The sequence below is a fragment of the Bathymodiolus japonicus methanotrophic gill symbiont genome, assembly GCF_019721995.1.
Lineage (GTDB): Bacteria > Pseudomonadota > Gammaproteobacteria > Methylococcales > Methylomonadaceae > Methyloprofundus.
On sequence record NZ_BLYC01000014.1, the window covers coordinates 54,379 to 80,936 of the forward strand.

37 protein-coding genes and 6 pseudogenes are annotated in these 26,558 nt (G+C 42.7%); 20 read left to right on the plus strand and 23 right to left on the minus strand.

All coding sequences use genetic code 11. The annotated features are described in order from the left end of the window. Nucleotide 1: 1 nt before the first annotated feature. The 4 genes and pseudogenes from K6984_RS31290 to K6984_RS34015 form a co-directional block, all read right to left on the minus strand. On the minus strand, nt 2-718 hold the full coding sequence (locus K6984_RS31290; RefSeq protein ID WP_230988153.1) for a hypothetical protein: 717 nt from the start codon (nt 716-718) through the stop codon (nt 2-4). Next, entirely contained in the window at nt 679-1,407 is a 729-nt protein-coding gene (locus tag K6984_RS31295) for a transposase (RefSeq protein ID WP_230988154.1), read from the minus strand. The genes K6984_RS31290 and K6984_RS31295 overlap by 40 nt, the downstream gene beginning before the upstream one ends. Before the next feature lie 235 nt (nt 1,408-1,642). Further along, nucleotides 1,643-2,667, minus strand: a pseudogene (locus K6984_RS36335) (ATP-binding cassette domain-containing protein); the annotation flags it as partial. A gap of 300 nt (nt 2,668-2,967) precedes the next feature. Then, nucleotides 2,968-3,090: a hypothetical protein gene (locus K6984_RS34015; RefSeq protein ID WP_263458790.1), complete on the minus strand. Its 123-nt coding sequence runs from the start codon at nt 3,088-3,090 to the stop codon at nt 2,968-2,970. Between the two features lie 12 nt (nt 3,091-3,102). On the opposite strand from K6984_RS34015, the gene K6984_RS31300 reads away from it, so the two are divergent. After that, a complete protein-coding gene (locus tag K6984_RS31300) occupies nt 3,103-3,276 on the plus strand; it encodes a hypothetical protein (protein WP_230988155.1) in 174 nt (57 codons plus the stop codon). Between the two features lie 49 nt (nt 3,277-3,325). On the opposite strand, the pseudogene K6984_RS36340 reads toward K6984_RS31300, so the two are convergent. The 8 genes and pseudogenes from K6984_RS36340 to K6984_RS17350 form a co-directional block, all read right to left on the minus strand. Beyond that, nucleotides 3,326-3,892 (minus strand): annotated as a pseudogene (locus K6984_RS36340) (ABC transporter transmembrane domain-containing protein); the annotation flags it as partial. A 101-nt stretch (nt 3,893-3,993) separates the two neighbouring features. After that, nucleotides 3,994-4,221, minus strand: coding sequence for a hypothetical protein (locus tag K6984_RS31305; RefSeq protein WP_221895567.1), 228 nt, complete (start codon nt 4,219-4,221; stop codon nt 3,994-3,996). 114 nt (nt 4,222-4,335) lie between these two features. Continuing rightward, nucleotides 4,336-4,716 (minus strand): annotated as a pseudogene (locus tag K6984_RS35780) (quinoprotein dehydrogenase-associated SoxYZ-like carrier); the annotation flags it as partial. Continuing rightward, nucleotides 4,691-4,891 carry a hypothetical protein gene (locus K6984_RS35785; RefSeq protein WP_338024542.1) on the minus strand — a complete coding sequence of 67 codons (201 nt, stop codon included), beginning with the start codon at nt 4,889-4,891 and terminating at the stop codon, nt 4,691-4,693. The gene K6984_RS35785 and the pseudogene K6984_RS35780, both read right to left, overlap by 26 nt. Nucleotides 4,892-4,910: 19 nt before the next feature. Next, nucleotides 4,911-5,558 (minus strand): response regulator transcription factor, encoded by a 648-nt coding sequence (locus tag K6984_RS17335; RefSeq protein ID WP_221896665.1) that lies wholly within the window; start codon nt 5,556-5,558, stop codon nt 4,911-4,913. After that, nucleotides 5,555-6,901, minus strand: a complete 1,347-nt coding sequence (locus K6984_RS17340) for a sensor histidine kinase (protein ID WP_221896666.1) — start codon at nt 6,899-6,901, stop codon at nt 5,555-5,557. The genes K6984_RS17335 and K6984_RS17340 overlap by 4 nt, the downstream gene beginning before the upstream one ends. Then, a complete protein-coding gene (locus tag K6984_RS17345) occupies nt 6,889-7,839 on the minus strand; it encodes a quinoprotein relay system zinc metallohydrolase 2 (protein WP_221896667.1) in 951 nt (316 codons plus the stop codon). The genes K6984_RS17340 and K6984_RS17345 overlap by 13 nt, the downstream gene beginning before the upstream one ends. Continuing rightward, nucleotides 7,812-8,459 (minus strand): LysR substrate-binding domain-containing protein, encoded by a 648-nt coding sequence (locus K6984_RS17350; protein WP_230988156.1) that lies wholly within the window; start codon nt 8,457-8,459, stop codon nt 7,812-7,814. The genes K6984_RS17345 and K6984_RS17350 overlap by 28 nt, the downstream gene beginning before the upstream one ends. A gap of 240 nt (nt 8,460-8,699) precedes the next feature. Between K6984_RS17350 and K6984_RS17355 the strand changes: the two genes are divergently transcribed. From K6984_RS17355 to K6984_RS17375, 7 genes are all read left to right on the plus strand, one after another. Further along, the gene (locus K6984_RS17355; RefSeq protein ID WP_221896668.1) at nt 8,700-9,320 is read left to right on the plus strand and encodes a hypothetical protein; all 621 of its coding nucleotides are present in this window, start codon (nt 8,700-8,702) and stop codon (nt 9,318-9,320) included. A 273-nt stretch (nt 9,321-9,593) separates the two neighbouring features. After that, on the plus strand, nt 9,594-9,860 hold the full coding sequence (locus K6984_RS17360) for a helix-turn-helix domain-containing protein (protein WP_221896669.1): 267 nt from the start codon (nt 9,594-9,596) through the stop codon (nt 9,858-9,860). A 39-nt stretch (nt 9,861-9,899) separates the two neighbouring features. After that, entirely contained in the window at nt 9,900-10,685 is a 786-nt protein-coding gene (locus K6984_RS17365) for a transposase (RefSeq protein ID WP_221896670.1), read from the plus strand. Further along, a complete protein-coding gene (locus K6984_RS17370; protein WP_221896671.1) occupies nt 10,672-11,088 on the plus strand; it encodes a hypothetical protein in 417 nt (138 codons plus the stop codon). The genes K6984_RS17365 and K6984_RS17370 overlap by 14 nt, the downstream gene beginning before the upstream one ends. A 28-nt stretch (nt 11,089-11,116) precedes the next feature. Continuing rightward, complete coding sequence (locus K6984_RS34020) at nt 11,117-11,245, plus strand: hypothetical protein (RefSeq protein ID WP_263458596.1); 129 nt, start codon at nt 11,117-11,119, stop codon at nt 11,243-11,245. A gap of 27 nt (nt 11,246-11,272) precedes the next feature. Further along, nucleotides 11,273-11,401: a hypothetical protein gene (locus tag K6984_RS34025; protein WP_263458690.1), complete on the plus strand. Its 129-nt coding sequence runs from the start codon at nt 11,273-11,275 to the stop codon at nt 11,399-11,401. A gap of 169 nt (nt 11,402-11,570) precedes the next feature. Continuing rightward, entirely contained in the window at nt 11,571-11,822 is a 252-nt protein-coding gene (locus tag K6984_RS17375) for a hypothetical protein (RefSeq protein ID WP_221896672.1), read from the plus strand. On the opposite strand, the gene K6984_RS17380 is transcribed toward K6984_RS17375, so the two are convergent. Further along, complete coding sequence (locus tag K6984_RS17380) at nt 11,793-11,999, minus strand: LysR family transcriptional regulator (protein WP_230987945.1); 207 nt, start codon at nt 11,997-11,999, stop codon at nt 11,793-11,795. The genes K6984_RS17375 and K6984_RS17380 overlap by 30 nt on opposite strands. A gap of 447 nt (nt 12,000-12,446) precedes the next feature. Between K6984_RS17380 and K6984_RS17385 the strand changes: the two genes are divergently transcribed. The 4 genes from K6984_RS17385 (at nt 12,447) to K6984_RS17400 (ending at nt 17,929) form a co-directional block, all read left to right on the plus strand. Next, on the plus strand, nt 12,447-14,132 hold the full coding sequence (locus K6984_RS17385) for an NAD(P)H-dependent oxidoreductase subunit E (RefSeq protein WP_221896710.1): 1,686 nt from the start codon (nt 12,447-12,449) through the stop codon (nt 14,130-14,132). Nucleotides 14,133-14,144: 12 nt separating this feature from the next. Further along, nucleotides 14,145-14,582, plus strand: coding sequence for a DUF29 domain-containing protein (locus tag K6984_RS17390; protein ID WP_338024544.1), 438 nt, complete (start codon nt 14,145-14,147; stop codon nt 14,580-14,582). A gap of 5 nt (nt 14,583-14,587) precedes the next feature. After that, on the plus strand, nt 14,588-17,362 hold the full coding sequence (gene fdhF, locus K6984_RS17395) for a formate dehydrogenase subunit alpha (RefSeq protein WP_221896673.1): 2,775 nt from the start codon (nt 14,588-14,590) through the stop codon (nt 17,360-17,362). 405 nt (nt 17,363-17,767) lie between these two features. After that, entirely contained in the window at nt 17,768-17,929 is a 162-nt protein-coding gene (locus tag K6984_RS17400) for a hypothetical protein (RefSeq protein WP_221896674.1), read from the plus strand. Between the two features lie 40 nt (nt 17,930-17,969). Here K6984_RS17400 and K6984_RS17405 read toward each other — a convergent pair whose 3' ends face one another. The 7 genes from K6984_RS17405 to K6984_RS17430 all read right to left on the minus strand — a co-directional run bounded on the left by K6984_RS17405 (nt 17,970) and on the right by K6984_RS17430 (nt 20,319). Continuing rightward, nucleotides 17,970-18,617, minus strand: a complete 648-nt coding sequence (locus tag K6984_RS17405; protein WP_221896675.1) for a transposase — start codon at nt 18,615-18,617, stop codon at nt 17,970-17,972. After that, on the minus strand, nt 18,614-18,754 hold the full coding sequence (locus K6984_RS17410) for a hypothetical protein (protein WP_221896676.1): 141 nt from the start codon (nt 18,752-18,754) through the stop codon (nt 18,614-18,616). Before K6984_RS17410 ends, K6984_RS17405 begins: the two co-directional genes overlap by 4 nt. 27 nt (nt 18,755-18,781) lie before the next feature. Beyond that, nucleotides 18,782-18,910 carry a hypothetical protein gene (locus K6984_RS34030; protein ID WP_263458596.1) on the minus strand — a complete coding sequence of 43 codons (129 nt, stop codon included), beginning with the start codon at nt 18,908-18,910 and terminating at the stop codon, nt 18,782-18,784. Beyond that, nucleotides 18,859-19,356: a winged helix-turn-helix domain-containing protein gene (locus K6984_RS17415; protein ID WP_221896677.1), complete on the minus strand. Its 498-nt coding sequence runs from the start codon at nt 19,354-19,356 to the stop codon at nt 18,859-18,861. The genes K6984_RS34030 and K6984_RS17415 overlap by 52 nt, the downstream gene beginning before the upstream one ends. A 39-nt stretch (nt 19,357-19,395) precedes the next feature. Continuing rightward, nucleotides 19,396-19,554, minus strand: coding sequence for a hypothetical protein (locus tag K6984_RS17420; RefSeq protein ID WP_221896678.1), 159 nt, complete (start codon nt 19,552-19,554; stop codon nt 19,396-19,398). A gap of 120 nt (nt 19,555-19,674) precedes the next feature. Then, nucleotides 19,675-20,085 (minus strand): hypothetical protein, encoded by a 411-nt coding sequence (locus K6984_RS17425; RefSeq protein ID WP_221896191.1) that lies wholly within the window; start codon nt 20,083-20,085, stop codon nt 19,675-19,677. 18 nt (nt 20,086-20,103) lie between these two features. Next, complete coding sequence (locus K6984_RS17430) at nt 20,104-20,319, minus strand: hypothetical protein (RefSeq protein WP_147636564.1); 216 nt, start codon at nt 20,317-20,319, stop codon at nt 20,104-20,106. On the opposite strand from K6984_RS17430, the gene K6984_RS17435 reads away from it, so the two are divergent. Together K6984_RS17435 and K6984_RS17440 are read left to right on the plus strand one after the other, a co-directional pair. Continuing rightward, nucleotides 20,276-20,503 (plus strand): hypothetical protein, encoded by a 228-nt coding sequence (locus K6984_RS17435; RefSeq protein WP_221896679.1) that lies wholly within the window; start codon nt 20,276-20,278, stop codon nt 20,501-20,503. The two genes, K6984_RS17430 and K6984_RS17435, sit on opposite strands and share 44 nt — an antisense overlap. Beyond that, a complete protein-coding gene (locus tag K6984_RS17440) occupies nt 20,504-20,902 on the plus strand; it encodes a hypothetical protein (protein WP_221896680.1) in 399 nt (132 codons plus the stop codon). A 13-nt stretch (nt 20,903-20,915) separates the two neighbouring features. Here K6984_RS17440 and K6984_RS17445 read toward each other — a convergent pair. After that, a pseudogene (locus tag K6984_RS17445) lies at nt 20,916-21,227 on the minus strand (IS30 family transposase); the annotation flags it as partial. Between the two features lie 129 nt (nt 21,228-21,356). On the opposite strand from K6984_RS17445, the gene K6984_RS36345 reads away from it, so the two are divergent. Beyond that, on the plus strand, nt 21,357-21,551 hold the full coding sequence (locus K6984_RS36345; RefSeq protein WP_420831681.1) for a hypothetical protein: 195 nt from the start codon (nt 21,357-21,359) through the stop codon (nt 21,549-21,551). Here K6984_RS36345 and K6984_RS17450 read toward each other — a convergent pair. Both K6984_RS17450 and K6984_RS17455 read right to left on the minus strand, forming a co-directional pair. Continuing rightward, nucleotides 21,470-22,168 (minus strand): annotated as a pseudogene (locus tag K6984_RS17450) (IS30 family transposase); the annotation flags it as partial. The gene K6984_RS36345 and the pseudogene K6984_RS17450 sit on opposite strands and share 82 nt — an antisense overlap. Nucleotides 22,169-22,593: 425 nt before the next feature. Beyond that, nucleotides 22,594-22,809: a hypothetical protein gene (locus K6984_RS17455; protein ID WP_221896683.1), complete on the minus strand. Its 216-nt coding sequence runs from the start codon at nt 22,807-22,809 to the stop codon at nt 22,594-22,596. Here K6984_RS17455 and K6984_RS17460 point away from each other — a divergent pair. The 5 genes and pseudogenes from K6984_RS17460 (at nt 22,766) to K6984_RS17480 (ending at nt 26,526) form a co-directional block, all read left to right on the plus strand. Then, nucleotides 22,766-22,909 (plus strand): hypothetical protein, encoded by a 144-nt coding sequence (locus K6984_RS17460; RefSeq protein WP_221896684.1) that lies wholly within the window; start codon nt 22,766-22,768, stop codon nt 22,907-22,909. The two genes, K6984_RS17455 and K6984_RS17460, sit on opposite strands and share 44 nt — an antisense overlap. 50 nt (nt 22,910-22,959) lie before the next feature. Then, complete coding sequence (locus K6984_RS17465) at nt 22,960-23,442, plus strand: low molecular weight protein-tyrosine-phosphatase (protein ID WP_263458792.1); 483 nt, start codon at nt 22,960-22,962, stop codon at nt 23,440-23,442. 8 nt (nt 23,443-23,450) lie between these two features. Continuing rightward, nucleotides 23,451-23,834: a Dabb family protein gene (locus tag K6984_RS17470; RefSeq protein ID WP_221896685.1), complete on the plus strand. Its 384-nt coding sequence runs from the start codon at nt 23,451-23,453 to the stop codon at nt 23,832-23,834. Between the two features lie 8 nt (nt 23,835-23,842). Then, nucleotides 23,843-24,564 (plus strand): annotated as a pseudogene (locus K6984_RS17475) (dienelactone hydrolase family protein). A 252-nt stretch (nt 24,565-24,816) separates the two neighbouring features. After that, the gene (locus K6984_RS17480) at nt 24,817-26,526 is read left to right on the plus strand and encodes a proline--tRNA ligase (RefSeq protein WP_221896686.1); all 1,710 of its coding nucleotides are present in this window, start codon (nt 24,817-24,819) and stop codon (nt 26,524-26,526) included. Nucleotides 26,527-26,558: the final 32 nt, after the last annotated feature.

Consider the following 26,558-nt stretch of genomic DNA (forward strand, 5'->3'; position numbering starts at 1 on the left):
TTCACCCAGCAGAACAATACTTTAATGATGCTGTTGGCCCTAAGCGCCCTAAATCTCTGCCAGTCATATGTTTTCCTGATGGCATCAGTTGAAACACATCCTTTATTAATTCACCTAACTCTTTCAGCTTATCACCAGGATCTGGAAACTCTAGCAATGACGTGATGAACTCAAGCAGTACATCCATTTGAGACTTGCGCTGTAAGCTTCCTACGGTATACGCAGGTAGTTTGCTTTCAATGCGGGCTATTTGCTCTGGGTGAAGGAGAAGGCAATGGTCAAACAAAAGACTCAGAACCAGGCCACGGCTTGATCCCTCTTCATCTAATTGTTTGGCCTCACGCCCCCATCCTTCATAAAGCTTCCAGTCCTCAAAGAAAACCTCAATCAGCCATCTCAACGTATAGGCTTGAATAATATCTTGTGTGCGCCAAGTCAGGTCTGTCGCCACTAAATAGCGATAGTCGTTTTCACCGTCATATTTTAAGGCAATGACAAAGCGTTTTTTACTGTGAGAACTCACCTTTAATCGTGCACTGCTGACAGTCACTTTAATCTCTTTGCCGCCACGTACACGTATTATCTGATCAATGCCTTTGTTAATCGAATTAAAGTAGCTCTCGACTGACCTTATTCTACCTCTATATTCAATTTTTTGGTTTTTACGTAATTGGCTAATCACCTGCGAGCCTCCAGATTCTTTAGCGGCTTCGTCCATAAAGGCTTTTCACCATACAGCGCATCAGCCAGTACGCCTTTAATTTTAATCAGGCTATGCGCAACTTTAAACTCTTTTAATAAGCCTAATGCAATCTCTGTTTTGGTCGGGTAGGCACTGTCACGTTCAGGCTTAATAGGCCGATCTTTTTTTGCTATACCGCTCTTTTTCAACCGTTTATCTTCTTTATCCCACTGCTTTAAGGCTGGATCCGGCATATAAAAGAAAAAACCGACAGGCACTGTAATGGATGAGGTAACTAGCAGCAATAATACTATCGTTTGTCCATTAACATACCCGCCGGAGCCTTTGTGTTTCTGCTTGTAACCTTTATAAATACGTTTTGTAGACTTAGATCGTGCTCGGTCTGATTCATCAAAGGCCAACACACCTTCAGTAATGCCATAACGTTTTAAAATTAAGACCACACTCACCCGTAGCAACCAGTCCCAGGGTATACTTGCTTTACGAAACACCCAGGATAATGCGGCTACTTTGCAATCTCCAAGGCTTGCTCGCTCAAACTTAGCCCAGCAAACAAAGTTCATTAGCAGTATGCCCGTTAAACAAGTGCCCAACCAAACGGCTTGAATCCTTGTCAAAGCGGCTCCGGGTTTTAGCTGATTGAGCGAATCATTTAAATCGTCAATATAGCTTTGGATAAAGGTGGCTGGGGCATTCATTAACATGGGCTTACACCGATAAAATTACAACAACCTCAGAATACCTGGTTTTACCTTCTCAATATCAAAAACTTGAACATCGAGTTATAGGCTGCTTTGTTTAGGTACTTCTTCTTTCAATGGGAACACTGATGATTAAATCAGTAGAATGTGGTTTTATAAATTAGGTTGAAGGTGTCACTGTCGGTGCACATTTTATCTTAAATTAATTCAGCATGTACCTACTGTAATGAATGTTTGATTACAACATCTCACTAAACTGCAACGTCGCTAGCCTGGCATAAAGCCCCTTTTGCTCAAGTAATTGCTGATGACTCCCAATAGCATCAATTTTACCGTGGTTCATCACGACAATTCTATCCGCCTTTAGCACGGTCGCAAGGCGATGTGCAATAACCAGAGTCGTGAGATTTTGCATTAAATGCTGTAGCGCATCCTGAACCAGTTTTTCACTTTCAGCATCCAGCGAACTAGTGGCCTCATCCAGTAATAATATAGGCGCATTTTTGAGAATGGCGCGGGCAATTGAAATTCGTTGACGTTGGCCTACAGATAACCGCAGCCCTCGTTCACCTAGAAAAGTATCATAACGCGCTCGGGTAAGTGCTGGATAAATTCATCGGCTGCTGCGGCTTTGGCAGCCATTCTGACTTCTTCATCACTGGCATCCAGTTTGCCAAAGCGGATATTTTCTAGCACACTAGTGGCGAATATTGAGGTTTCCTGATGAACGATGGCAATGTGCTGTCGAAGTTGGGTGGTATCAGCTTGCGCAATATCAACTCCATTGATGCAGATTTTCCCCTGCTGCATTGCATAAAAACGCAATAACAATTGAAAAACGGTACTTTTACCTGCACCTGAAGGGCCTACCAGTGCGACTGTTTCGCCAGCTGTAATATCCAGTGTAAAATTATGCAGTGCATGCTGTTCTGGTCTTGAGGGATAATTAAAAAAGACATTCTGTAAGCTGATGGCTTGAGGTTTAGCAAGGGGGATAGCAACAGGGTTTTGCGCTGAAACAATGCCCGGTTGAGATTTTAACAATTCTAAAATACGCTCCATAGCACCAGCAGCCCGTTGGATATCGCCCCAGACTTCACTTAATGCCGCAGAATTGGTGGCAACCATCACGCCATAAAGCAAAAACTGGCTGAGCTCACCCAGCGACATTTTTCCTGCTTGTACCCATTGGGCACCTAACCAGATAATTGCCATTAAGCCAGCGAACACTGTGAATATGGCAAAAGCAGCCAGCAAGGCTCGGGCAGTTAACCCATCTTCGTCACTATTGATGATGTAGTTGTTATAAATCAATTGGTTGAAATTTTAAAAAGTAGCCAGTTGGCACTACAGATTTTGTGTTTTTGTATAAAACGTTGGATTTTTTAGAGTATTTTTGTCGCATGTAAATTACACTCAAATAATGATGATTTTTTTGACAAAAGTCAATGAATTTATCGACAAAAATAATATAAATGACACTACAAAACTTTCAAAAAAAACACCATTGATTTTAAAGAGAATTTTTCGACAAAAAATCGCTTAAACCGATGAATCAATGGCTTAGAAACAGGCGCGCCATGCTACCTCACGAAATTCCGGGACTCCTGTCGCCGTAATTCGTTCACCTACGCAGCGAATAGGAGATGCTCCAGCCGCCCTGCGTCCGCCACAGACTGAGCACAAAGCAGCTCAGTCATGGCTACCTCAAATGGCTCTACGGCTATTCGGGATAAAATTTTAGCCTCCCTCGCGCGCTATCGCGCACTTCGGATTGGCAAATTTCCCTGCGCCTTCTGGAGACTATCAGCCCGTCCGGGGCTGACAGCGGATGAAAGTGACGAAGATGGGTTAAGCGGTGCCTGGCGGTAGCAAATGAATTTTCAACGGAGGCGTTAAAACGCTGAGCATAAAATTTCTCCAGATTATAGGATTGTAATACATGTATCGCATTAAAGGTTTCTCCAGCTATACCACTGGATTCGGCGATGCAGTCCTGGTTTTTTCTGGATAGGCGTCTGACTTTACGTCCGAAAATGATTAATGGCAGAATAATGAGTGGGGCGATAATTAAAATTAAACCGGTCAATTGCAGATTAGTCACTGATAACATGATCAAACTACCGACGAGTAGCAAAGTACTACGCAAGGTGACTGAAATACCTGCACCGACTACGGATTGAACTATTGTGGTATCCGTCGTCAGCCGCGACAGCACTTCGCCAGTGGAAGTAGACTCAAAAAAAGCAGGCTCCATCTGTAGAATATGTTGATATAGTTTTGCGCGTATATCGGCAACAATGCGCTCACCTAGCCACATAACCAAATAATATCGAGTAGCAGAAAATACCGCCATGAGGGTAACTATACCCAGTAGCAGGAGAAAGTATTGATTCAGTTTATCACTCTGCTGTAGTAAATATCCCTGATCAATAATCAATTTAACCGCGACAGGTAATGCCAGCGCAGCAGCTGCGGCAATAATCAAAACGGAAAGCCTATTACTCGATGTTCAAGTTTTTTAACTGATTGATTTTATTGATAATTTTACTGACAAAGAAAGCATCAACATCATTGTAAATCAATCAATTATAAAACAAAGCCGGAAAAATTTACTTTTCTTAGCCCAGTTATAGCTGAAAACTTGAACATCGAGTGATAGGCGACAGGGCAATTCGCTGATTCGACGTGTGCTAGCAGCACGCGAGAGGAGCAAGAATTGCATTCCGAATAGCCGTCCAGCCAGTGAGGTAGTAATGACGAAGCGGCTTTTGTGCGTAGTCGTTGCGGACGCAGGGCGTTCAGGGCATCTCCCATCCACTGCGTAGGTGAACGAATTATGGCGACAGGAGTCCCGGAATTTCGTGAGGTAGCATGGCGCGCCTGAATCTGCTTGATAAAATGCGCTCTTCTCTTAAATCGTGTGACCTGATCCATTTGCATACCGGTGACGTTGGGATGACTGATCAGTAATTGCGCCATGGTCGGCTTGCCATTTTGTATATCCTTATCCAGTCTGAATTTCATTTTACCCAGGCGTTGCATGGCGGCATCATAATCTGCGCCTATCGGTGCAGAGCAACCGCCACTGGCTTTGACAAATTTTTTCACCATATACAAATCACCGTTATTCATTTGGGCAATCGCTCGTATGTAACTATAGGTGTTGACCCTTACGCGCATAGCAATATCAGCCTTGCCGCTCTCAGGCGTAAATTCAAATTCGCCAATTAAAGGCACCGGGTTTTTATCAATCAGTAATATAATTCGCTTAATATATTTTTCTTTAGTCTGGGGTAGGCTTGCTGTCACCTTCCCTGATTTTCAGCGTAAGCTGGATAATATCATTCCCTTTTTTTATCGTTTTCCCAGCAAAGAACTGCGGTTTTAACACCTGATTCCAGGTCTTTTCATCCTTTGCAGCAAAACACAGACCTGGCAAGGCAAAAGCAATAAGTAGCAACAAACAATTTTTTGATCTTTTCATAAAACACCTATATAAGAATTTAGTGATTGATTACGCCAGACAATAACGCAATATGAGTGAGTTCTGCAACTGTTTCCACATTTAATTTTTTCTTAATCTGGGTACTGTAATTAGCGATAGTTTTATAACTTAAACACAGCTCTTGCGAAATCTTATGTGCTGTTTTTCCTTTGGCTAATAATAAAAATACATCGAACTCCCTGCTAGACAAGGTATCGATTATTGTTTGATGGTCGATAGGCAATGCCTTATTCTCCTGCATTTCAGCCTGAGTTAAGCCTTCTTCCATATAAGATTTGCCGCTAATAATATGCTGTATGGCATCAATTAATATATCAGCTGCACTGTTTTTACTAATAAAGCCTTTTGCCCCAGCCTTGATCGCCTGATTAATAAAGACCTGCTCATTATGTACGCTGAATACCAGAATCTTCGCCTGATAATCGCGTGCGCATATACGCCGGATAGCCTCTAGCCCACCGATTCCAGGCATGGAAATATCCATCACCATTATGTCAGGTTGCAGATCTTTATATAGCTGCATGGCTTCCTCGCCACGCTCGGCTTCAGCTATCACTTCGACCTGATCATTAGTTGCCAGTAACATTCTGAACCCTGCCCGCACTACGGCATGGTCATCGACCAGTATTATTTTAATTTTCTTCATAGCGGTATCTTCGCCATAATAGTCATTCCCTGCTGTTCGCATGAGCTAATATTAAGTTCCCCGCCTAGCGTCGTTATTCTCTCGCGCATACCGCGCAACCCAAATCCCGAATTTACTTTATCCATATCACATCCCTGACCATCATCTTTGACCATTAAAAAAACGGTATTGTTGTTGATGTTTAACTCGACTTGCACATGCCGCGCTACCGCATGGCGTACGATATTTGTCAGACATTCCTGGATCACTCGAAACAGGTGGATGGTCACTTCGGGCGGCAGAGCATCTACGCTGTCAGAGCATTCTACTGATACACTTAAATCCGGGTGTCTGCCCTGCCATTGTTTCAGCATATTATCCAGTGCTGCTTTTAAGCCCAGCTCGGTTAATATCAAAGGATGCAACTGATACATCATAGTACGTACCACCTGGATTAAATGGTCGCAGATCTCGGTAATCGTCTGGGTGATTTTCTGGGTATCGGATTTGGGGTGCCGTGCGGTCACCGCCATGACTTTAATCGCTGTCAGGGATTGGCCCAGTTCATCATGCAGTTCCTGCGCAAGTAGCTGGCGCTCTTTTTCCTGAATATTTAACAGGTGTTTTGTTAGCGCGCTATTTTCCTGCTGTGCAAACCTTAATTCAGCGGTCATATGATTGATAGCATTGGCTATGCTGGCATATTCCTGGGTATTAAACGCAGGTAATTGCTGCTGATAATTACCTGTCTCGATAGCTTTTAAGCCGGCAACAATCTGCTCGATAGATTTAAGCGAGCGATTAAATGCCAGATTGACGGTAATAAATGCTAGCAAGGTAAATAATAATAAAGAAATAAAAAACAAGATGGTTTCTTGCCAGGCTTCGGTAATTTCATCCATTGGGTTCGCCTGGATCATCAGGATAATCTGCTGATCATCTGCGCTGATAACTGGATACTCAGTGGGCGGGTAGGACTTGCCGACTAGATTGATAAACCAGCTGGGCGGCGTTCCCTGTTGCTCATCTGGGTAATTTTCCTTGAGCAGGCTAATCACCTTGCCCGAAGATTTCTTTAATTGGATATTTAAGTGGCGTATTGAGTTGAGCGCATTAAGTGAATTCAATTGCATAATCCAGGCACGGTTATTCAGGCTTAATGCAGTATTATTTTCATAGCTCAATTCGATCAACTGAACAGCTAACTTAACAGAAGAGGCAACTTCTGTCTCGATAGCATTGCGCGCATGCCAGATAGAAATCGACCCGCCTAGTAGCAGAATAAATAAAGCAGAAAAAAAAATCCGTAGATTTATCTGATAACGCAGGCTCTTGCTAATATTTTGCCGCTTTAGTCTTCCCATTCGAGCTCAGCATAAGCGCTACTCAGATTTTTCTTATGAAAGTCATTGAATAATTGCCACTGCTGTTTATCCGGGTAACTAACTGTCTGCAAAACCTCTTCCAGAAAAACGCCTTGCTGGATTTTGCTGCGCACAACTTTTTGCAGATATTGCAAATAGTGTTTTTCTGCCTGTATACCCTCCGGCCAGTCACGCACGATGGGGCCATGCCCTGGAATTACCACATCAAACTGGCGGTGCTCCAGTTTGTTTAGTTCAGCAAGCCAGCCCAGCAAACTGCCATCTAATACCGGCAAGTGGCCGATAAATAATAAATCTGATAACCAGATTGTATTGGTTTTTTTATCTAGTACACTTAAATCATTGTCAGTATGCGCGGTTAATACCAGCTTACGTCCGCCTAAATCTAGAGTTAAGCTATTAGCGACTGTAAGAGTCGGGATAACGATATCGTGCCTGTTCAATTTGACGCCAATCTGCTCTTGAGAGCGCGCAATATAAAAAGCCCCCCGTTCAGCCATTGCCCTGGCAAGTTTTTTATGCCCGACAAATTTTATATTGGCTATCTGTTTAAAGGCACTATTACCAAAGATATGGTCAGGGTGAACATGGGTATTAATAACATAGCAAATCGGCACTGAGGTGACTTTCTTTATGCTGTGTTTTAATTGCTTACCTTGTGCAGGCGAGCCGCCACTATCAATCACGGCAACACAGGTTTTACCAACGATAAAACCTATATTGGCGATGGCGTCATGATTATGTACATTGGGGAGTTCTATAAGCCCTTGATGCACATAGATGCCTTGCGTAACCTGTTTAATATTAAACACGGCCCATGCAGGACTTACCGCTAATGACAATATAATCAGTAATACAACAGACACGCACTTACTCCAGAAATAGTGAATCAACTTAGGGTGTTTTCTTGCATACATAATTTTAGAAAAGCTTTGGTTGCACGAGATTGCAAGGCAGGCTTTGGCGCAATAATATTTAATTGCCAGGTAAGTCCCTGTTGCGATCCTATTCTGCGTGACACAAGTCCCCTGGTTTCATTTTTTAACGCAAGCGATGATGAAAAACCGATGCCTAACCCGGCTCTGACCGACTCTTTTACAGCAGAAACGCCGGTTACTTCGATATTAACCGGAGCATTTATGCCTGCAGCAGCCAGAGCCGCTTCAACGACCTGTCGGCCACCTGAGCTTTGCTCCCGCCAGATAACCTGATGCTGGGTAAATACGTCCAGCGGAACAAATTCATTATATTGCATGGTAAGCTCATGATTTTCAGGTATTACCAGTACGATTTCATCTTGCTGCCAGGGAATAAACTGATAATTACTGGGAAGTTCAACGCCTTGTAACGAGCCTTCAATAAAACCCAGGTCCAGACTATACAAATCATCTAACGTCCAAGCTGTATCCAGGGTTTTCATAAACACCTGGACACCCTCATGATTTTTCTGTAATTCAACAACAAATTTAGGCAAATAATAACTAGCAATGGTCATGGTAGCGCTGATATGCAGAACCCCGGTACTTATTTTTTGCAAGCTACGTCATCAGTGTTCCCATTGAAAGAAGAAGTACCTAAACAAAGCAGCCTATAACCTACCTGAAGGTAGCACCACTCGAATATTTCCATCTTTTTGATTTTAATCACTTATCACAGCAAATAGACACTCTGTAGGCACCGTAAAAAAACAACAAATAATTTCAAATAAAGCTTGCAATTGCCGAAAAAATTTTTCTAAAAATTTCCGTTTTAATCACCTCATAAACGGATATCACCCATGCTTAAAGACCTACCACTCTCTGAACATATTCACCAACACTGCAATGAAAGTATGGAACGTGCCCTGTTAGCAGAGCGTCATCCTTTGTGGGCTCGTTCATGCCCAGAGTTGAAGGATATCGACTTTATTCGCCTTGGGTTATTACGCTGTATCAGTGTAGTCGATAGTGGTCGCCATTTCCCCCAAACCAATGAACAGATTTATGGCCAGCTGCTTCCCCACTCAACGTATTTTAAATCACTGAAGTCGCATAGACGAACAAGTATGCTTGAGGCATTTGAACAGCAGAGCTATCATCTTCACGCTGAAACACTGCTATCGCAAGGCATTGATTATCTTAAAGCATTACCGGAACTTGACGAATACACCATAGAAGCAGCGGATGGACATTTTATTGATCATGCCTGCCATACTGAAAAAAACAGCAAGGGGAAAGTTTATGCGGCCGGGGGGATTTACGCGTTGAATCTCAGAAGTGGGTTGCTCAGATTTCTTTGTCTGGTGACAAACGGAACTCAGAGACATCAAGAAATACCTGTGTTACGAGATCATATTGAAAAGCAAAACAAGGGAAATAACAGCTCTCAGAAACATCTCTATAGACTTTCAGAAAATTAATTTCCGAACAAACAAAAACGACAGAGGGGAAACTGGCTTATAATTTTCGTCCCAACACTAACGGAAACAGTCAAAAATGGTATCCCTCACTTTTTCAAAGTCAATTGTAGACCGACTAAAAAAAATATGGCGACAGCTCTCAAGCTAAGTAATATTTGTTTATATCGATTAACTCAAGCTCTACTCTGGTTCAGTGAATGCATGGGAATCAAAGAAATAGCACGCCTAATGTGAGTCTGTGAAAAAACCATTATAAATTGGCTGAAAACATTCATGCATAAAGGTGTCGGTTGGTTAATAGGGCAACACTATCAAGGACGTGGTCGGAAGTCAAAGTTAACTAAAGACCAGAAAAATAAATTGGTTGAGTTGATAAAGAAAGGCCCAGAAGACAATGGATTTCATTGTGGAATATGGAATACTGCGATGATTGCCGAGCTTATTTGGTTAAAATTTGAAGTTCGTTATAACTTGAACTATCTTATCAAGCCTAATGAAAAAACTGGGCTTCAGTTATCAAAAAGCTCGTTTTGTGACTGATCGCCAAGAAGAAGAAAAGTACGAGCTTGAAAGAAAAACGTGGCTGGAAGAAACATTGCCTGCCATTATGGAAAAGGCGGTAGAAGAAAGAGTGTCGTTTTATTCGGTGATGAGGTGTCATTTGCTATGTGGGGTTCATTGGCACGAACCTGGGCTCCAATAGGAGAGCAACCCACAGTGAAAACATCAGGGATTCGAAAAGGGTTGAAAATGTTTGGTACGATCGAACTCGAAGGAGGGAGTTTTCAATACCGAGAATCATTGGCTTATGAGATAAAACCAAAGTCACTTAGACTTTTAAAAGAAGCTGGGCTGCCTCAAGAATTTTTAGCTATTCTTAAAAGCTTAAAAAATGAGAAATATCCAACACAGAAGCTTTTTATGGAAGCGATATATTCTATTGCCGACAACGTCTTAATCGAGAGTTATAAGCCAATGATATTACAACACGCTGAAACATCTGGGCGTTTTAATGGTGAAAGCTATGTTGAGTTTTTAACACAATTGCTGGCTTATTATAAAGGCAAGATTATTCTAATTGAAGATGGTGCCCCGTATCATGGAAGCGGTGTTATTAAGGAATTTAAGTTAGCTAATGTAGATCGTTTGACAGTAGAACGTCTCCCTGCGTTCTCGCCGGATTTTAATCCGATTGAGAAATTATGGAAAAATACGAAACGCGATTCGACTCATATGAAGTATTTTAAAACTTTTGAAGATCTTCATGATTCAGTTGTGCAAACTTTTAACACTTATATGCATGATGCCAGTAAAGTGATTTGTGTTATGCAAAAATTGCGGGAAGATTTCGTTGTTACCGCCTAAGTTTAAGCGCTCCAAATTTGGAAATTATTTATCTGAGAAACTATATGTCTACGATAAAGCCGTCACCGACTTTGTCTGGTGGGATCGGCAGAAACGACATGCTAATTACATGATTTCAATGCTAAAAGAAAATTCAATTGCGACTCTGGTTGAGTCTATCCCTTTTGACTCCCGCCATGAGATCAATACAGGGGTTGAAGCATACAGTGTGTACGAAAACAAGGGCATCAAATTTAACGTGGTGGATTACCGTGATCCAGAAACCGGAAAACTTCACCGGTTTGTGACAACCTTGCCAATGACTATTAACCCTGGAACCATTGCCATGCTGTATTTCAAGCGATGGACGATTGAAAAGACATTCAATAACACTAAAACTCGATGTTCAAGTTTTCAGCTATAACTGGGCTAAGATCGGGGAGTCGCTATTTTTGCGAAAGCTTGTTTTGGGCATCCCAGCCCAAGCAAGCAGCAAAAACTTAACGCGACCACTTATGCCTCCGGCGGCCCCGATTCGTCCTCGTCACCTCGTCCCGACCCAACAAGGGGTCGGAACATAGGCTCCAAATGACTTGACGCCGTGTCGGATGGCCTTTTATTTTGTCTCCACCTTCGCTAACGCTCAGACTCCGACAAAACAACGGCCCTACGGCTATCGCGGACTAAAAATCATCACTTCGCTTAGGCTACGTTTCCCTGATTTTCAGCGAAAGTAAATTTTTCCGGCTTTGTTTTATAAGTGATTGATTTACAATGATGTTGATGCTTTCTTTGTCAGTAAAATTATCAATAAAATCAATCAGTTAAAAAACTTGAACATCGAGTAAAAGTAATTTCAAGGAAACTAAAGCTTGATCTTCCAATACCCGCTCACTTGAAAATCAAATGCGCCTGACTGCATTGATTCATCCATCGGATAAAAAATATAGCGAGGCTCTGGAGATAAGGCAGCAACAGGCTCAAAAACGAGATCGTTTTGTGAATCCATTATTTTTCCAGGCAAGAATATCTCGTATCAGCTCGTATACCATTCGGGCAGTTCAAAACGCAATAATAACAGGAATGTCTTTACAGTGCTTTATGAGCTCTCTTGTGGCGAGGTTAGTTTCACGGCCTCAATTGATAGGGGAACACTGATGAGCTACGTACATATTCCAGCGCCTTGCTATAACAGCTATCCATTTTGTCAGCGTACCTTAACAATCCTTCACCTGCTGCTGTCAGCTTGATTTGATTCCCTTTACGTTCATAAAGTGGCTCTCCTACAAAAGTCTGTAATAATTTTAACTGGCCTGAAACAGAAGGCTGCCCCACATTTAACTGCTGAGCTGTTAATGTGATACTTTTTAATCTGGCAACAACCGCTGAAAATCATGGAAACGGAGCTTAGCGAAGTGGTGATTTTTAGTCCCTGATAGGCGACGCGGACGCAGGGCGTTCAGGGCATCTCCCATCCACTGCGTAGGTGAACGAATTATGGCGACAGGAGTCCCGGAATTTCGTGAGGGAGCATGGCGCGCCTGGGCAAAGGTCAATAAATGTTGAGGGTTCAAAGTCTGTTCCTTAACAAGGTTAAAACGGTCAAACACACCGAATAGTGATAATATCATTATTTGTGATGTACAACTAAAGAAAAGATTACTTGAATAGCAACTGACAGATTTGGTAAAGTGGTCAGTATTTGCCGGATTAGTAGAACAGTTTTTTGGCGTATAAGAATAGCTTTCTTTAAATAACGATAAAGAGTTGGGAGAAAAACGAGTGGCAGTTATTAGCATAAGCCCGGATCAGATCACCAAGAAAAAACGCAAAGGCCCCAAGGGTCATGCTGTCGACCTTGTAGCTTTAGAACAAGTTCAATCGCTACTCGCGGATGAATCTCGTCAACATGATTTATTAATAGAGCATTTGCATAAGATCCAGGATCAATACCAGCATATATCTTCTAAACATCTCGTGGCACTCGCACACGAAATGAAGCTTTCCCCCGCTGAAGTCTTTGAAGTCGCTTCTTTTTATCATCACTTCGATGTGGTTAAAGAAGGCCAGACGCCCCCACCTCCTTTAACTGTTCGCGTCTGTGAATCACTATCCTGTGCCATGGCAGGTGCGGATGAATTATTAACGGCGTTAGAAGATGGCTTAAATACCGAGCAAGTCAGAATACAAAAAGTACCCTGTGTCGGTCGCTGTCAACATGCACCGGTGGCAGTCGTTGGACAACAAGCTATCGATAATGCGAGCGTTGAATTGGTCAGCACAGCGGTCAATAATAAAGATACTAAAGCTGCTATTACTGATTACATCAGTATGCAGAAATATCTAGCAGATCAAGGCTATCAAACCCTGAAAGGCGTGCTGGACGGTTCTATTTCAAGCGAAATCGTAATTAAGAAAATGGAAGACTCAGGCTTACGTGGCCTGGGTGGAGCTGGATTCCCGGCCGGTAGAAAATGGCGTATCGTCAGCAGTTTTGAAGGTCCACGCTTGATGGCTGTAAATATCGATGAAGGCGAGCCAGGCACATTTAAGGATCGTCATTATCTGGAATCAGACCCGCACCGCTTTCTGGAAGGTATGTTAATTGCGGCTCTGTGTGTAGGTTGCGATGAGATTTATATTTATCTACGCGATGAATACGCAGGTTGCCGTGAAATCCTGAGCAAAGAAATTGCCAATCTACAGAATAGGATGCCTGCCGGTTTACCGCCAATACATTTACGCCGAGGTGCTGGTGCCTATATTTGTGGCGAAGAGTCAGCCATGGTTGAATCTATTGAAGGAAAACGTGGTATGCCACGCCTGCGACCTCCTTTTCTTGCCGAAGTGGGATTATTTGGCCGCCCTACTCTGGAACACAATATGGAGTCGGTTTACTGGGTACGTGATATCGTGGAAAAAGGCCCTGAGTGGTTTACCTCCTTTGGCCGTCATGAGCGTAAAGGCTTACGTTCATTCTCTATCTCTGGCCGTATCAATAAACCCGGCGTACATCTTGCCCCAGCAGGAATCACTATGCGTGAGTTGATTGCAGAGTACTGTGGTGGTATGCAGGAAGGCCATGAATTTTATGGTTACTTTCCTGGCGGTGCTTCAGGTGGAATATTACCTGAGTCTATGGCTGATATTCCGCTGGACTTTGACACCTTAAACGAATACGGTTGTTTTATTGGTTCTGCTGCCGTGGTTGTTTTCTCTAACCAGGACAGCGCCAAAGAACTTGCCATTAATGCAATGAAATTCTTTGAAGAAGAGTCATGCGGCCAATGTACTCCTTGTCGTGTAGGTACAGCGAAAGCTGCGGTACTGATGCAACAGGAAAACTGCGATACCGATTTACTGGAAGAACTATCCTCGGTGATGGTCGACGCGTCTATTTGTGGTTTAGGACAGGCTGCGCCTAACCCATTACGTTGCGCTATCAAGTACTTTCCGCAGGAAATCTAGACCAATACGCTGATGAACAATTACGACTCTGATTTTTATGGCTGGACACAGGAGCAAGCTGACTTACTTAAAGCAGGCAGGCTCTCTGAGCTGGATATTGATAATTTACTTGAGGAAGTCGAAACCATGGGACGGTCTGAAAGGCGCGAACTTGATAGCCGCTTAACAGTTTTGCTAATTCATTTACTTAAATGGCAATATCAGCCTATCCGTCAGGGTCGTAGCTGGCAATTAACCATTGAAGGACAGCGTATCAACTTCTCAGAAACCTTATACGAAAATTCAAGTCTCAAACCGCAACTAGACACTATCCTGAAAAAAGCTTATGCGAAATCTGTTATCAAAGCATCACAGGAAACGGCATTAGACAAACAGACATTCCCAAGCTCTTGCCCCTGGACACTCTCTCAGATTCTGGACGATAATTTTTACCCAACTGCAGGTGAATAAAAACTATGACTGCTAACCCGGATACATTAAACGAACCGATGATCAACTTCACTCTTGATGGTGAAGAGGTTTCCGCTTTTACTGACGAAACAATTCTGCAGACTGCAAAGCGCTATAACAAGGAAATTCCGCACCTTTGCTATAAAGAAGGTTTGCGCGCCGATGGTAACTGTCGTGCCTGTGTCGTTGAGATTGAGGGCGAAAGAACCCTGGCGCCTTCTTGTTGCCGCTCGCCTAGTGCTGGCATGAATGTACAGGCAAAGAGTGAACGTGCAGTTAAATCGCAAAAAATGGTACTGGAATTGCTTTTGTCTGATATGCCTAAACAAGCGGAATCACCCTATAAACTAGATTCTGAATTAGACCAATGGGTTAAAAAATTACAAGTGGGTGCGCCACGCTTTGAATCTCGCGTTCAACCTGCTGCTGATTTATCGCATCCTGCCATTGCAGTGAATATGGATGCCTGTATCCAGTGTACCCGCTGCCTGCGTGCTTGTCGCGAAGAGCAAATGAATGATGTAATCGGCTTTGCGAATCGTGGAGCGCATGCTGAAATTGTCTTTGATATAGCAGATCCTATGGCTGCCAGTAGCTGTGTTGCCTGTGGTGAGTGCGTGCAAGCCTGCCCAACAGGTGCATTGATGCCGGCTAATAATGTCGGACTGGAAATCGCGGATAAAACAGTTAACTCAACTTGCCCGTATTGTGGTGTAGGTTGTCTGATCAAATACCATGTTAAAGACGATAAAATCCTGTACACCGAAGGCCGGGATGGAGATACCAATAAATTCCGTCTATGCGTCAAGGGACGCTATGGCTTTAACTATATCCACAACCCGTTACGATTAACCAAGACGTTAATCAGACGTAATGGGGTTGCCAAAACTACAGCATTACTGGATCCAAATGACCTGGATAAAGTATTTCGCGAGGCAAGCTGGGATGAAGCTTTAGACCTTGCAGCCGGTGGACTAAAAAAAATCCGTGATGCAAAAGGAAAAAAAGCGCTGGCAGGACTAGGTTCCGCTAAAGGCAGTAATGAAGAGGCTTATCTGTTTCAGAAGCTGATTAGAACCGGCTTTGGTTCAAATAATGTCGATCACTGCACAAGGCTTTGCCATGCGTCTTCTGTCGTTGCCCTATTAGAATGCCTAGGCTCTGGCGCGGTATCTAACCCGGTTGAAGATGTAAAATTAGCCGATGTGGTTATTATCATTGGTTCTAACCCCACGGTAAACCATCCGGTTGGTGCAACTTTTATGAAAAATGCGACCAAAACCGGTACTAAAATTATTCTTATTGACCCAAATCGTACCGCGATTGCCAAGTATGCATCACATGTTTTACAGTTCCGCCCGGATACCGATGTTGCGCTACTGAATGGCATCATGCACGTCATTTTGGATGAAGGCTTGCAAGATGATGACTATATCAAAAAGCATACCGAAGATTTCGAGTTTATGCAGCAGCATCTAAAAGATTATAGTCCTGAAAAAGTTGCACCTATCTGTGGAATTGATGCCGACACCTTGCGCGAAGTCGCCAGGCTGTACGCAACATCAAATAACTCTATGATTCTCTGGGGCATGGGTATTTCACAGCATATACACGGCACAGATAATTCACGCTGTTTAATTGCCCTGGCACTAATGACAGGACAAATTGGCCGGCCCGGCACAGGCCTGCACCCTTTGCGTGGACAAAATAACGTACAGGGCGCATCTGATGTAGGCCTGATTCCTATGGTCTACCCTGACTATGCGCCTGTTGAAGATCCGGTTAATCAAGCTAAATTTGAAAAATTATGGAATGTAAAGCTTGAACCAAAGTCGGGTTTAACCACCGTAGAAATGATCCATGCGATATTAGATAATGAAATATTTGGTATGTTTGTTCAGGGTGAAAACCCTGCCATGTCAGACCCAAATCAAAATCATGTGCGTGAAGCATTTGCGCATTTGCAGCACCTGGTAGTACAGGATATTTTCTTGACAGAAACCGCTGGCTTTGCAGATGTTATTCTGCCCGCCTCTGCTTTCTATGAAAAAGACGGTACATTCTCGAATACCGATAGACGCGTACAAATGGGGCGTAAAGCTGTCAAGCCGCCAGGTGAAGCAAAACAGGATTTATGGATTCTGCAGGAAATCGCCAATCGCCTAGGTTGTGGCTGGACTTATACTGGCCCTGAAGATGTATTTAATGAAATGCGTCAGGCGATGGGCAGTATTGCAGGAATGACCTGGGATAGATTAAAGCATGAAGATTCACTAACCTATCCTTTAGAGAACGTAGGTGATCCTGGAGAGCCGGTTATCTTTACCGATGGCTTCCCGACAGAATCTGGAAAAGGCCGCTTTGTACCAGCATCGTATATTCATGCAGATGAAATGCCGGATGAAGAATACCCACTGATCTTTATCACTGGCCGTCAACTGGAACACTGGCATACGGGGAGTATGACACGTCACTCCACTACGCTGGATGCCATTGAGCCAGACCCGGTGGTTATGGTACACCCTGAAGACATTGTGAAACTAGGTATTGAACCAGGTGATATTCTGACTATTGAGTCACGTCGCGGTAAGATTGCGGCTTATGCGCGTGCCGATATCGGTATACAAAAAGGCAGTTTGTTTATGGCTTTTTGCTATAACGAAGCCAGTGCTAATTTGATTACTAATGAAGCCCTAGACCCCTCCGCTAAAATCCCGGAATTCAAATTCTGTGCGGTTAAGGCAAATGCCGGCGGCGAAATCGCAGTACGTATTAATTAAGCGTTTGTTATCACATCAGTTTACCGCGTCATTAATCTTTTAATGGCGCGATAAACTGATGCACTGTACTCAACCATGCTTTTTTTGCCTGCTAAAATACCGCCAGAAAAACTAGCTTTCCGTTCAGAATAACGTAGTCTCTCTTATGTTACTTAGCATCCTTATCATTTCATTTGTGCTGATCATCCTGGCACTCTTATTTTTTTACAAATCCAGAAAGTCATTACCTGGCAATAACAAAATTGGCTCTTCTGAGAGCGTTCTCTATGATTCTAAAATCAGCTTATGTACGCTGATTTTCGATCAGTAAAATTCTGTATTATATATTTCTTACGGCAAAAAAAGTCGCAGATTGATTTTTCAGCAATAAGCGCATTTGAAGTCGCAATAAACTCGCACTGCGTAATGAAAATCAGCAAAAATCCTGAGCAAGTGTTTGATGATATAGCGGAAGAAAATTTATTAACAACACTGCAAGATCTGGAAAATGAAAAACTGCCAGCAGATGCAACCCGGGGAATTTCCATGGAAATCTTTAGCGAAGCTGAAGTTAAACCAGTGCTATAGTTTCTCAGATAAATAATTTCCAAATTTGGAGCGCTTAAACTTAGGCGGTAACAACGAAATCTTCCCGCAATTTTTGCATAACACAAATCACTTTACTGGCATCATGCATATAAGTGTTAAAAGTTTGCACAACTGAATCATGAAGATCTTCAAAAGTTTTAAAATACTTCATATGAGTCGAATCGCGTTTCGTATTTTTCCATAATTTCTCAATCGGATTAAAATCCGGCGAGAACGCAGGGAGACGTTCTACTGTCAAACGATCTACATTAGCTAACTTAAATTCCTTAATAACACCGCTTCCATGATACGGGGCACCATCTTCAATTAGAATAATCTTGCCTTTATAATAAGCCAGCAATTGTGTTAAAAACTCAACATAGCTTTCACCATTAAAACGCCCAGATGTTTCAGCGTGTTGTAATATCATTGGCTTATAACTCTCGATTAAGACGTTGTCGGCAATAGAATATATCGCTTCCATAAAAAGCTTCTGTGTTGGATATTTCTCATTTTTTAAGCTTTTAAGAATAGCTAAAAATTCTTGAGGCAGCCCAGCTTCTTTTAAAAGTCTAAGTGACTTTGGTTTTATCTCATAAGCCAATGATTCTCGGTATTGAAAACTCCCTCCTTCGAGTTCGATCGTACCAAACATTTTCAACCCTTTTCGAATCCCTGATGTTTTCACTGTGGGTTGCTCTCCCGCTGAAAATCCTGGAAACGGAGCTTTAGCGAAGTGAAGATTTTTAGTCCGCGATAGCCGTAGGGCCGTTGTTTTGTCGGAGTCTGAGCGTTAGCGAAGGTGGAGACAAAATAAAAGGCCATCCGACACGGCGTCAAGTCATTTGGAGCCTATGTTCCGACCCCTTGTTGGGTCGGGACAAGGTGACGAGGACGAATCGGGGCCGCCGGAGGCATAAGTGGTCGCGTTAAGTTTTTGCTGCTTGCTTGGGCTGGGATGCCCAAAACAAGCTTTCGCAAAAATAGCGACTCCCCGATATTGGAGCCCAGGTTCGTGCCAATGAACCCCACATAGCAAATGACACCTCATCACCGAATAAAACGACACTCTTTTCTTCTACCGCCTTTTCCATAATGGCAGGCAATGTTTCTTCCAGCCACGTTTTTCTTTCAAGCTCGTACTTTTCTTCTTCTTGGCGATCAGTCACAAAACGAGCTTTTTGATAACTGAAGCCCAGTTTTTTCATTAGGCTTGATAAATAGTTCAAGTTATAACGAACTTCAAATTTTAACCAAATAAGCTCGGCAATCATCGCAGTATTCCATATTCCACAATGAAATCCATTGTCTTCTGGGCCTTTCTTTATCAACTCAACCAATTTATTTTTCTGGTCTTTAGTTAACTTTGACTTCCGACCACGTCCTTGATAGTGTTGCCCTATTAACCAACCGACACCTTTATGCATGAATGTTTTCAGCCAATTTATAATGGTTTTTTCACAGACTCACATTAGGCGTGCTATTTCTTTGATTCTCATGCATTCACTGAACCAGAGTAGAGCTTGAGTTAATCGATATAAACAAATATTACTTAGCTTGAGAGCTGTCGCCATATTTTTTTTTAGTCGGTCTACAATTGACTTTGAAAAAGTGAGGGATACCATTTTTGACTGTTTCCGTTAGTGTTGGGACGAAAATTATAAGCCAGTTTCCCCTCTGTCGTTTTTGTTTGTTCGGAAATTAATTTTCTGAAAGTCTATAGTTAATTTTTACTATCGTGAACATCAGTGTTCCCCTATCAATTGAGGCCGTGAAACTAACCTCGCCACAAGAGAGCTCATAAAGCACTGTAAAGACATTCCTGTTATTATTGCGTTTTGAACTGCCCGAATGGTATACGAGCTGATACGAGATATTCTTGCCTGGAAAAATAATGGATTCACAAAACGATCTCGTTTTTGAGCCTGTTGCTGCCTAATCTCCAGAGCCTCGCTATATTTTTTATCCGATGGATGAATCAATTCTGGCTGTTGTGTTTTTGAAATCTCTTCAAACACGCGCATTAAATTATAGCTCATTGCAGTCAGGCGCATTTGATTTTCAAGTGAGCGGGTATTGGAAGACCAAGCTTTAGTTTCCTTGAAATTACTTTTAGTGTTATTGAATCGTCCATCGCTTGAAATACAGCATGGCAATGGTTCCAGGGTTAATAGTCATTCGCTGAAAATCATGGAAACGGAGCTTAGCGAAGTGGTGATTTTTAGTCCCTGATAGGCGACAGGGCAATTCGCTGATTCGACGTGTGCTAGCAGCACGCGAGAGGAGCAAGAATTGCATTCCGAATAGCCGTCCAGCCAGTGAGGTAGTAATGACGAAGCGGCTTTTGTGCGTAGTCGTTGCGGACGCAGGGCGTTCAGGGCATCTCCCATCCGCTGCGTAGGTGAACGAATTATGGCGACAGGAGTCCCAGAATTTCGTGAGGTAGCATGGCGCGCCTGGGCAAGGTTGTCACAAACCGGTTTAGAAATATTTTTTTTCGGCAATTGCAAGCTTTATTTGAAATTATTTGTTGTTTTTTTACGGTGCCTACAGAGTGTCTATTTTCTGTTATAAGTGATTAAAATCGAAAAGATGGAAATATTCGAGTGGTGCTACCTTCAGGTAGGTTATAGGCTGCTTTGTTTAGGTACTTCTTCTTTCAATGGGAACACTGATGATCGTGAAGGCGATTTACGTTTATCTCCGCATTCTTTCGCTCGCTCAGCTGAAGATCTTCTGCTCTGGTGTGACCTGCTAGAATCAGCTATTAGCCCTGATTCCGATACTGCAGAAGAACTGCCAACCGAAGCAGAGAAAGTAGAAACTAAATTATCCAATATTTTTAGTGAACCCTCCCCTGTTACCGAAGTTGTACAAGATTCATCTGAAAACAAGGCGCTACCGAATAACCATGATTTAGCCGATGAACTCACCAGATTAGCAAGAGTTAAAAGCAAAGGTTTTTTTGTCTGATAAAGACCTGAATTCAAGTCATAAGTACATAACCCAATAAATTTTTCATATCTATCCCAGTCAGCTCTTCAAATACCTCATAAGGTGTTTTGTAATTGAGACACTTTTTAGGGCGACTATTTAGCTTATCAACGGCTATAAAAACCTCTTTTATCGTAACATCAATCAACTCCATTACTTTAGGGAAATACTGTCTTAATAAGCCATTAGCATTCTCATTTTGCCCTCTTTCCCAAGAGCTGTAGGGAGTCGCAAAATACGTATCACAACCTAGTGCTTCTGCTATTTTTTCATGCAGGGTAAACTCTTTCCCGTTATCAAAAGTACAGGCGCGCCATGCTACCTCACGAAATTCCGGGACTCCTGTCGCCGTAATTCGTTCACCTACGCAGCGAATAGGAGATGCTCCAGCCGCCCTGCGTCCGCCACAGACTGAGCACAAAGCAGCTCAGTCATGGCTACCACAAATGGCTCTACGGCTATTCGGGATAAAATTTTAGCCTCCCTCGCGCGCTATCGCGCACTTCGGATTGGCAAATTTCCCTGCGCCTTCTGGAGACTATCAGCCCGTCCGGGGCTGACAGCGATTGTTTTAACAAAGCTTTTTATAGGATCAAGCATTAAAATAGTTGCGTCTAATACATATTGAGCCTTTTTCCCCGCTAAAGGGAAGGCCAACCGTAATTTAGAGACTCGCTCATCCAACGTTACAATCGCCCCTTTGTGATTTTTCCCAATGATTGTATCTGCCTCCCAATCACCTATACGCTTACGGTTGTTGACCTCTTCAGGACGCTCATCTATATCGACTCTATTAGGGATTCCTGTCCTATTATGGGCTGACCCATACCGCTTGCGATAGGTTTTGTTCTGATGCCGAAGATGCTTGTATAGTTCACCCCCTGCCTTTTTGTCCGCCAGAATATGCTGGTAGATTGTTTCATGATGAAGACTAATTATACCTTCTTGTTTTAACCGCCCTGCAATCTGCTCAGGACTCCAGTCATCCTCAATGCGAACATTAACAATGCCTTTTATTTCATCCGTTAATTTAACCTCTTTAGGCTTGTTTTTGTGTCGTTCTTGGGCAAAATCTTCTGCTTGTTTATACCTGTAGCCTCTTTGACCTGTATTGCGTTTAATCTCGCGTGAAATATTGCTTTGGCTTCGTTCTAAGGCTTCTGCTATTTTATTCTGTGAAGTTCCCTTTTTTAATTCAATTTCTATATAATATCTTTCTTCAGGACATAGGTGTGTATAGCTCATTTGTAGCCTCTGTAAATTGTTTGGTAGCTGTTTACTTTCCCTGATTTTCAGCGGGTGAGTGGGTTATTTGTTGCGAGTTACCTAATACTCGATGTTCAAGTTTTCAGCTATAACTGGGCTAAGAAAAGTAAATTTTTCCGGCTTTGTTTTATAAGTGATTGATTTACAATGATGTTGATGCTTTCTTTGTCAGTAAAATTATCAATAAAATCAATCAGTTAAAAAACTTGAACATCGAGTAATACCAATATTTAATAAAATACAGTCTATTGCCTAAACTGAAGTTTCCCAATTATTGAGTAGCTGAAATACACAATGCTGGTGTATCGAGGTTTATTTTAGGTGGTTTTGCCATGTTTATAGCAAACCCCTACTTAATTCCCCTTAGGCAATAGCATTTGAAACGAATGAAAAGACTATTTTTTTCATACGCTGAAAATCATGAAAACGGAGCTTAGCGAAGTGGTGATTTTTAGTCCCTGATAGGCGACAGGGCAATTCGCTGATTCGACGTGTGCTAGCAGCACGCGAGAGGAGCAAGAATTACATTCCGAATAGCCGTCCAGCCAGTGAGGCAGTAATGACGAAGCGGCTTTTGTGCGTAGTCGTTGCGGACGCAGGGCGTTCAGGGCATCTCCCATCCGCTGCGTAGGTGAACGAATTATGGCGACAGGAGTCCCGGAATTTCGTGAGGTAGCATGGCGCGCCTGTAGTTGTAGCATAGTTTCAATTTTACCATAAATAATTATTGGGAAACCTCAGTTGCCTAAATAGTGATAACCAAAAATAATATGAGTAATCAAAATAAAGTAAAAGTCCTGTTTGTCTGTATGGGCAATATTTGCAGATCACCCAGTGCTGAAGGTGTATTTAACAAATTAATCCAGGAACAACAATTACAGAATAACTTTGATATTGATTCAGCAGGCACGCATGCTTACCATATAGGAGAGGCTCCTGACTTGCGTTCGCAAAGAGCGGCAAAAGATCGCGAGGTTGACCTGAGTATGTTGCGCGCGCGAAAAGTTGTTATGGGTGATTTTGAAGACTATGATTACTTGTTAGCCATGGATCAGGACAATCATGCCATTATGCTAGAAGCCTGTCCTGAAGAGCATCAGCATAAAATCAAGTTATTTCTGGAATATGCGTCACATCTGAATACAACTGAAGTACCCGACCCTTATTTTGGTGGTACCTATGGGTTTGAAACAGTGCTGGATTTAATCGAGGAGGCCTCAACTGGCTTTTTAGAGCAACTAAAGAAATCATGAGAAATATAATGAAAAAAATACTACAAAGCTTATTATTCGTGGGTTTATTTTGTACTGCGTACCTTAGTCACGCCGTGCAAGATCAGCGCGTCAGCCATGTTGTTGTGATCTGGTTAAAAGAGCCGGGGAATGCGCAAATGCGTGAAAAATTTATTAATATTAGACGCTCTTTGAAAACCTTACCTGGCGTTTTATCGCGTCATGTCAGCGCGGTTATTTCCAGTGACAAGCCTAATGTAAATGATACCTTCGATATTGCTGTCACTGTTACGTTTAAAAATGTTCAGGCGCTTAAAAAGTATATGCAAAGCCAGCAACATAAAGACATGTTACACAAGCGCTTAAAGCCGCTGGTTAACCGGGTCGAAGTCTATAATTTCGGCAATATTTAACGACTGTCATGGCAATATTTTCTAATACCGTCAATTACCTGGATGGTGACACCTTATTACAGGCTTTTTTTGCTTATGACGATGCCTTTGAAGGTAGGCGCCCCGCCGTATTAATTGCCCATACCTGGGTCGGGCGCGATGAATTTGTGAATATAATAAAGCTAGGCAATTAGCCGAATTAGGTTATGTTGCTTTTGCCCTGGATATGTATGGTCAGGGAATTTTAGGCAGTAGCCCGGAAGAAAATGCCGCTTTAATGCAGCCCTTTATGGATGACCGACTGTTACTACAGCAACGTATTGATGCTGCACTGTATGCAGTAAGATTATTACCCTGGGTTGATGATAAGAGCATTGCGGCTATCGGCTTTTGCTTTGGTGGTTTATGTGTACTGGATCTGGCGCGTATGGGCGCTGATATTAAAGGAGTTGTCGGTTTTCATGGTTTATTAATCCAGCCTCAAAACAAGGCTACTAAACCCGTACTGGCAAAAGTTTTAGCCCTGCATGGTCATGACGACCCGATGGCATCAGATGATCAAGTACAAGCTTTTTGCCAGGAAATGACTAATGCAAAAGTGGACTGGCAGTTACACCAGTATGGCAATACCGTACATGCGTTTACCAATCCTAAAGCGAATACCCCATCTTTAGGTACTGCTTACAAGGAAGTTGCTGATAAACGATCCTGGCAAAGCATGAAAAACTTTCTTAACGAAATCTTTAGCTGACAAATATTTATACCCTGATTAAAACGTCAGTTATATGTGGCTGTAAAAATTTTTGTGTATTTGGTTCTGTATGCTGGGATGGAACTTGTATCATCCCGGCTTTTTGTTGCTGGGTTTCGTACCTCAACCTCAGCCTACAATATGCTGCTGTTTTTTTGCTTGAAAAGCACACTTAATTCTATAAGGCATAGCTAAACATTCTTTGCCTAGGTAAAATGACCACTTTTTCCATATACCCTTTCATAAAGATACATGCGTACCTCACAATTTCCACTTAGTACTGTTAAAGAAACACCAGCCGATGCTGAAATCGCCAGCCATAAATTAATGATTAGAGCGGGACTTATACGCAAGCTGGCTTCTGGACTGTATACCTGGCTCCCGTTAGGCCTGCGTGTACTGCGAAAAGTTGAGCAAATTACGCGCCAGGAAATGCAAAAAGCAGGTGCGCTGGAAGTACTGATGCCAGCGTTGCAACCTGCAGAACTATGGCAGGAAACCGGTCGCTGGGAAAAATATGGTCCGGAACTAGCGCGCTTAAAGGATCGTCACAATAGAGATTTCTGTCTGGGACCAACGCATGAGGAAATTATTACCGACCTGGCGCGTAACGAGCTAAAGAGTTACAAGCAATTACCTATTACCTATTACCAGGTACAAACAAAATTTCGTGATGAAATCCGTCCGCGCTTCGGTATTATTCGCTCTCGCGAATTTATTATGAAAGATGCCTATTCATTTCATCTCAGCAATGAATCTCTGCAACAAACATACGATGTCATGTATCTGGCCTATACAAATATCTTTACGGGTCTGGGGCTGGACTTTCGCGCGGTGATTGCCGATTCAGGTTCTATTGGCGGCGCGGTGTCTCATGAGTTTCATGTGCTGGCAGATTCAGGCGAAGATGCCCTCGCTATTTCATCCGCTAGTCAGTATGCAGCTAATGTAGAAAAAGCTGAAGCAATCATGCCAGCGGAAAAAGCTGCAGAGGCTACCTTGCCCCTTACACTTGTTGATACCCCCAACCAGCACAGCATTGAAGATCTGGCTGAATTCTTAAATATTTCAGCCCGGCAATGCCTTAAAACACTGATTGTACGTGGCGAAGATGATAGCTTGATAGCACTGTTATTAAGAGGCGATCATGATCTAAATGAAATTAAAGCGGAAAAAATTGACGGCATTCTTACCCCGCTTGAATTTGCAAGTGATGAAGAAGTGGTTAATGCCTGTCAATGTAAACCAGGCTCAATAGGCCCTATCAACTTAAATATCAGGATTATTGCTGATCGCAGTGTCACCGTATTATCTAACTTTGTATGTGGTGCTAATCAGCAAGGGAAGCATTTCACCGGAACAAACTGGGAACGAGACCTACCTATGCCTAGTGAAATTGCTGACTTGCGCTCTGTTGTCGAAGGTGACCCTAGCCCGGATGGTCATGGTACTTTAACCATAGTACGCGGCATAGAAGTCGGTCATATCTTCCAGCTAGGTACCACCTACAGCGCAACAATGAAGGCTAATGTAATTAATGAAGCAGGTAAAAGTGAAACCATGACTATGGGCTGCTATGGTATAGGTATATCACGCATAATTGCGGCGGCCGTTGAGCAAAATCATGATGACAATGGCATCATCTGGCCAACTAGGCTCGCACCTTTTACAGTGGCATTATGTCCAATGAATATGCATAAATCAGAACGCTTACGCGTTGCAGCAAATAAACTTTATCAAGAGCTGTGCGATGCTGGAATCGAAGTGCTGTTTGATGATCGTAAAGTACGTGCCGGATTTATGTTTTCAGATATGGAGTTGATCGGCATTCCACACCGTATTGTTCTTGGCGACCGTGGCCTGGATACTAATACCGTTGAATATCGTGCGCGTACTGCAAGTGAAAATCAGGAAATTGAATTAGACCAGATTGTTAGCTTTATTCAACAGCAAATAGCTTAAGAATGTGCACGGAATAACTTCGACAACTTGCT

What these genes read in the sequence shown, in the direction of transcription:
- K6984_RS17345 (WP_221896667.1), bottom strand. Translation starts at nt 7,839, where the DNA reads ATGTATGCAAGAAAACACCCTAAGTTGATTCACTATTTCTGGAGTAAG.
- K6984_RS17340 (WP_221896666.1), bottom strand. Translation starts at nt 6,901, where the DNA reads ATGGGAAGACTAAAGCGGCAAAATATTAGCAAGAGCCTGCGTTATCAG.
- K6984_RS17420 (WP_221896678.1), bottom strand. Translation starts at nt 19,554, where the DNA reads ATGGTATCCCTCACTTTTTCAAAGTCAATTGTAGACCGACTAAAAAAA.
- K6984_RS31295 (WP_230988154.1), bottom strand. Translation starts at nt 1,407, where the DNA reads ATGTTAATGAATGCCCCAGCCACCTTTATCCAAAGCTATATTGACGAT.
- K6984_RS17400 (WP_221896674.1), top strand. Translation starts at nt 17,768, where the DNA reads ATGAAAATCAGCAAAAATCCTGAGCAAGTGTTTGATGATATAGCGGAA.
- K6984_RS17360 (WP_221896669.1), top strand. Translation starts at nt 9,594, where the DNA reads ATGCATAAAGGTGTCGGTTGGTTAATAGGGCAACACTATCAAGGACGT.
- K6984_RS17480 (WP_221896686.1), top strand. Translation starts at nt 24,817, where the DNA reads ATGCGTACCTCACAATTTCCACTTAGTACTGTTAAAGAAACACCAGCC.
- K6984_RS34025 (WP_263458690.1), top strand. Translation starts at nt 11,273, where the DNA reads ATGGCCTTTTATTTTGTCTCCACCTTCGCTAACGCTCAGACTCCGACA.
- K6984_RS17375 (WP_221896672.1), top strand. Translation starts at nt 11,571, where the DNA reads ATGCGCCTGACTGCATTGATTCATCCATCGGATAAAAAATATAGCGAG.
- K6984_RS31290 (WP_230988153.1), bottom strand. Translation starts at nt 718, where the DNA reads ATGGACGAAGCCGCTAAAGAATCTGGAGGCTCGCAGGTGATTAGCCAA.
- K6984_RS17355 (WP_221896668.1), top strand. Translation starts at nt 8,700, where the DNA reads ATGCTTAAAGACCTACCACTCTCTGAACATATTCACCAACACTGCAAT.
- K6984_RS17390 (WP_338024544.1), top strand. Translation starts at nt 14,145, where the DNA reads ATGAACAATTACGACTCTGATTTTTATGGCTGGACACAGGAGCAAGCT.
- K6984_RS17470 (WP_221896685.1), top strand. Translation starts at nt 23,451, where the DNA reads ATGAAAAAAATACTACAAAGCTTATTATTCGTGGGTTTATTTTGTACT.
- K6984_RS36345 (WP_420831681.1), top strand. Translation starts at nt 21,357, where the DNA reads ATGGCTACCACAAATGGCTCTACGGCTATTCGGGATAAAATTTTAGCC.
- fdhF (WP_221896673.1), top strand. Translation starts at nt 14,588, where the DNA reads ATGACTGCTAACCCGGATACATTAAACGAACCGATGATCAACTTCACT.
- K6984_RS17465 (WP_263458792.1), top strand. Translation starts at nt 22,960, where the DNA reads ATGAGTAATCAAAATAAAGTAAAAGTCCTGTTTGTCTGTATGGGCAAT.
- K6984_RS17455 (WP_221896683.1), bottom strand. Translation starts at nt 22,809, where the DNA reads ATGGGAGATGCCCTGAACGCCCTGCGTCCGCAACGACTACGCACAAAA.
- K6984_RS31305 (WP_221895567.1), bottom strand. Translation starts at nt 4,221, where the DNA reads ATGGGAGATGCCCTGAACGCCCTGCGTCCGCAACGACTACGCACAAAA.
- K6984_RS17430 (WP_147636564.1), bottom strand. Translation starts at nt 20,319, where the DNA reads ATGGGAGATGCCCTGAACGCCCTGCGTCCGCAACGACTACGCACAAAA.
- K6984_RS35785 (WP_338024542.1), bottom strand. Translation starts at nt 4,891, where the DNA reads ATGAAAAGATCAAAAAATTGTTTGTTGCTACTTATTGCTTTTGCCTTG.
- K6984_RS17335 (WP_221896665.1), bottom strand. Translation starts at nt 5,558, where the DNA reads ATGAAGAAAATTAAAATAATACTGGTCGATGACCATGCCGTAGTGCGG.
- K6984_RS31300 (WP_230988155.1), top strand. Translation starts at nt 3,103, where the DNA reads ATGGCTACCTCAAATGGCTCTACGGCTATTCGGGATAAAATTTTAGCC.
- K6984_RS17415 (WP_221896677.1), bottom strand. Translation starts at nt 19,356, where the DNA reads ATGCATAAAGGTGTCGGTTGGTTAATAGGGCAACACTATCAAGGACGT.
- K6984_RS17410 (WP_221896676.1), bottom strand. Translation starts at nt 18,754, where the DNA reads ATGGCCTTTTATTTTGTCTCCACCTTCGCTAACGCTCAGACTCCGACA.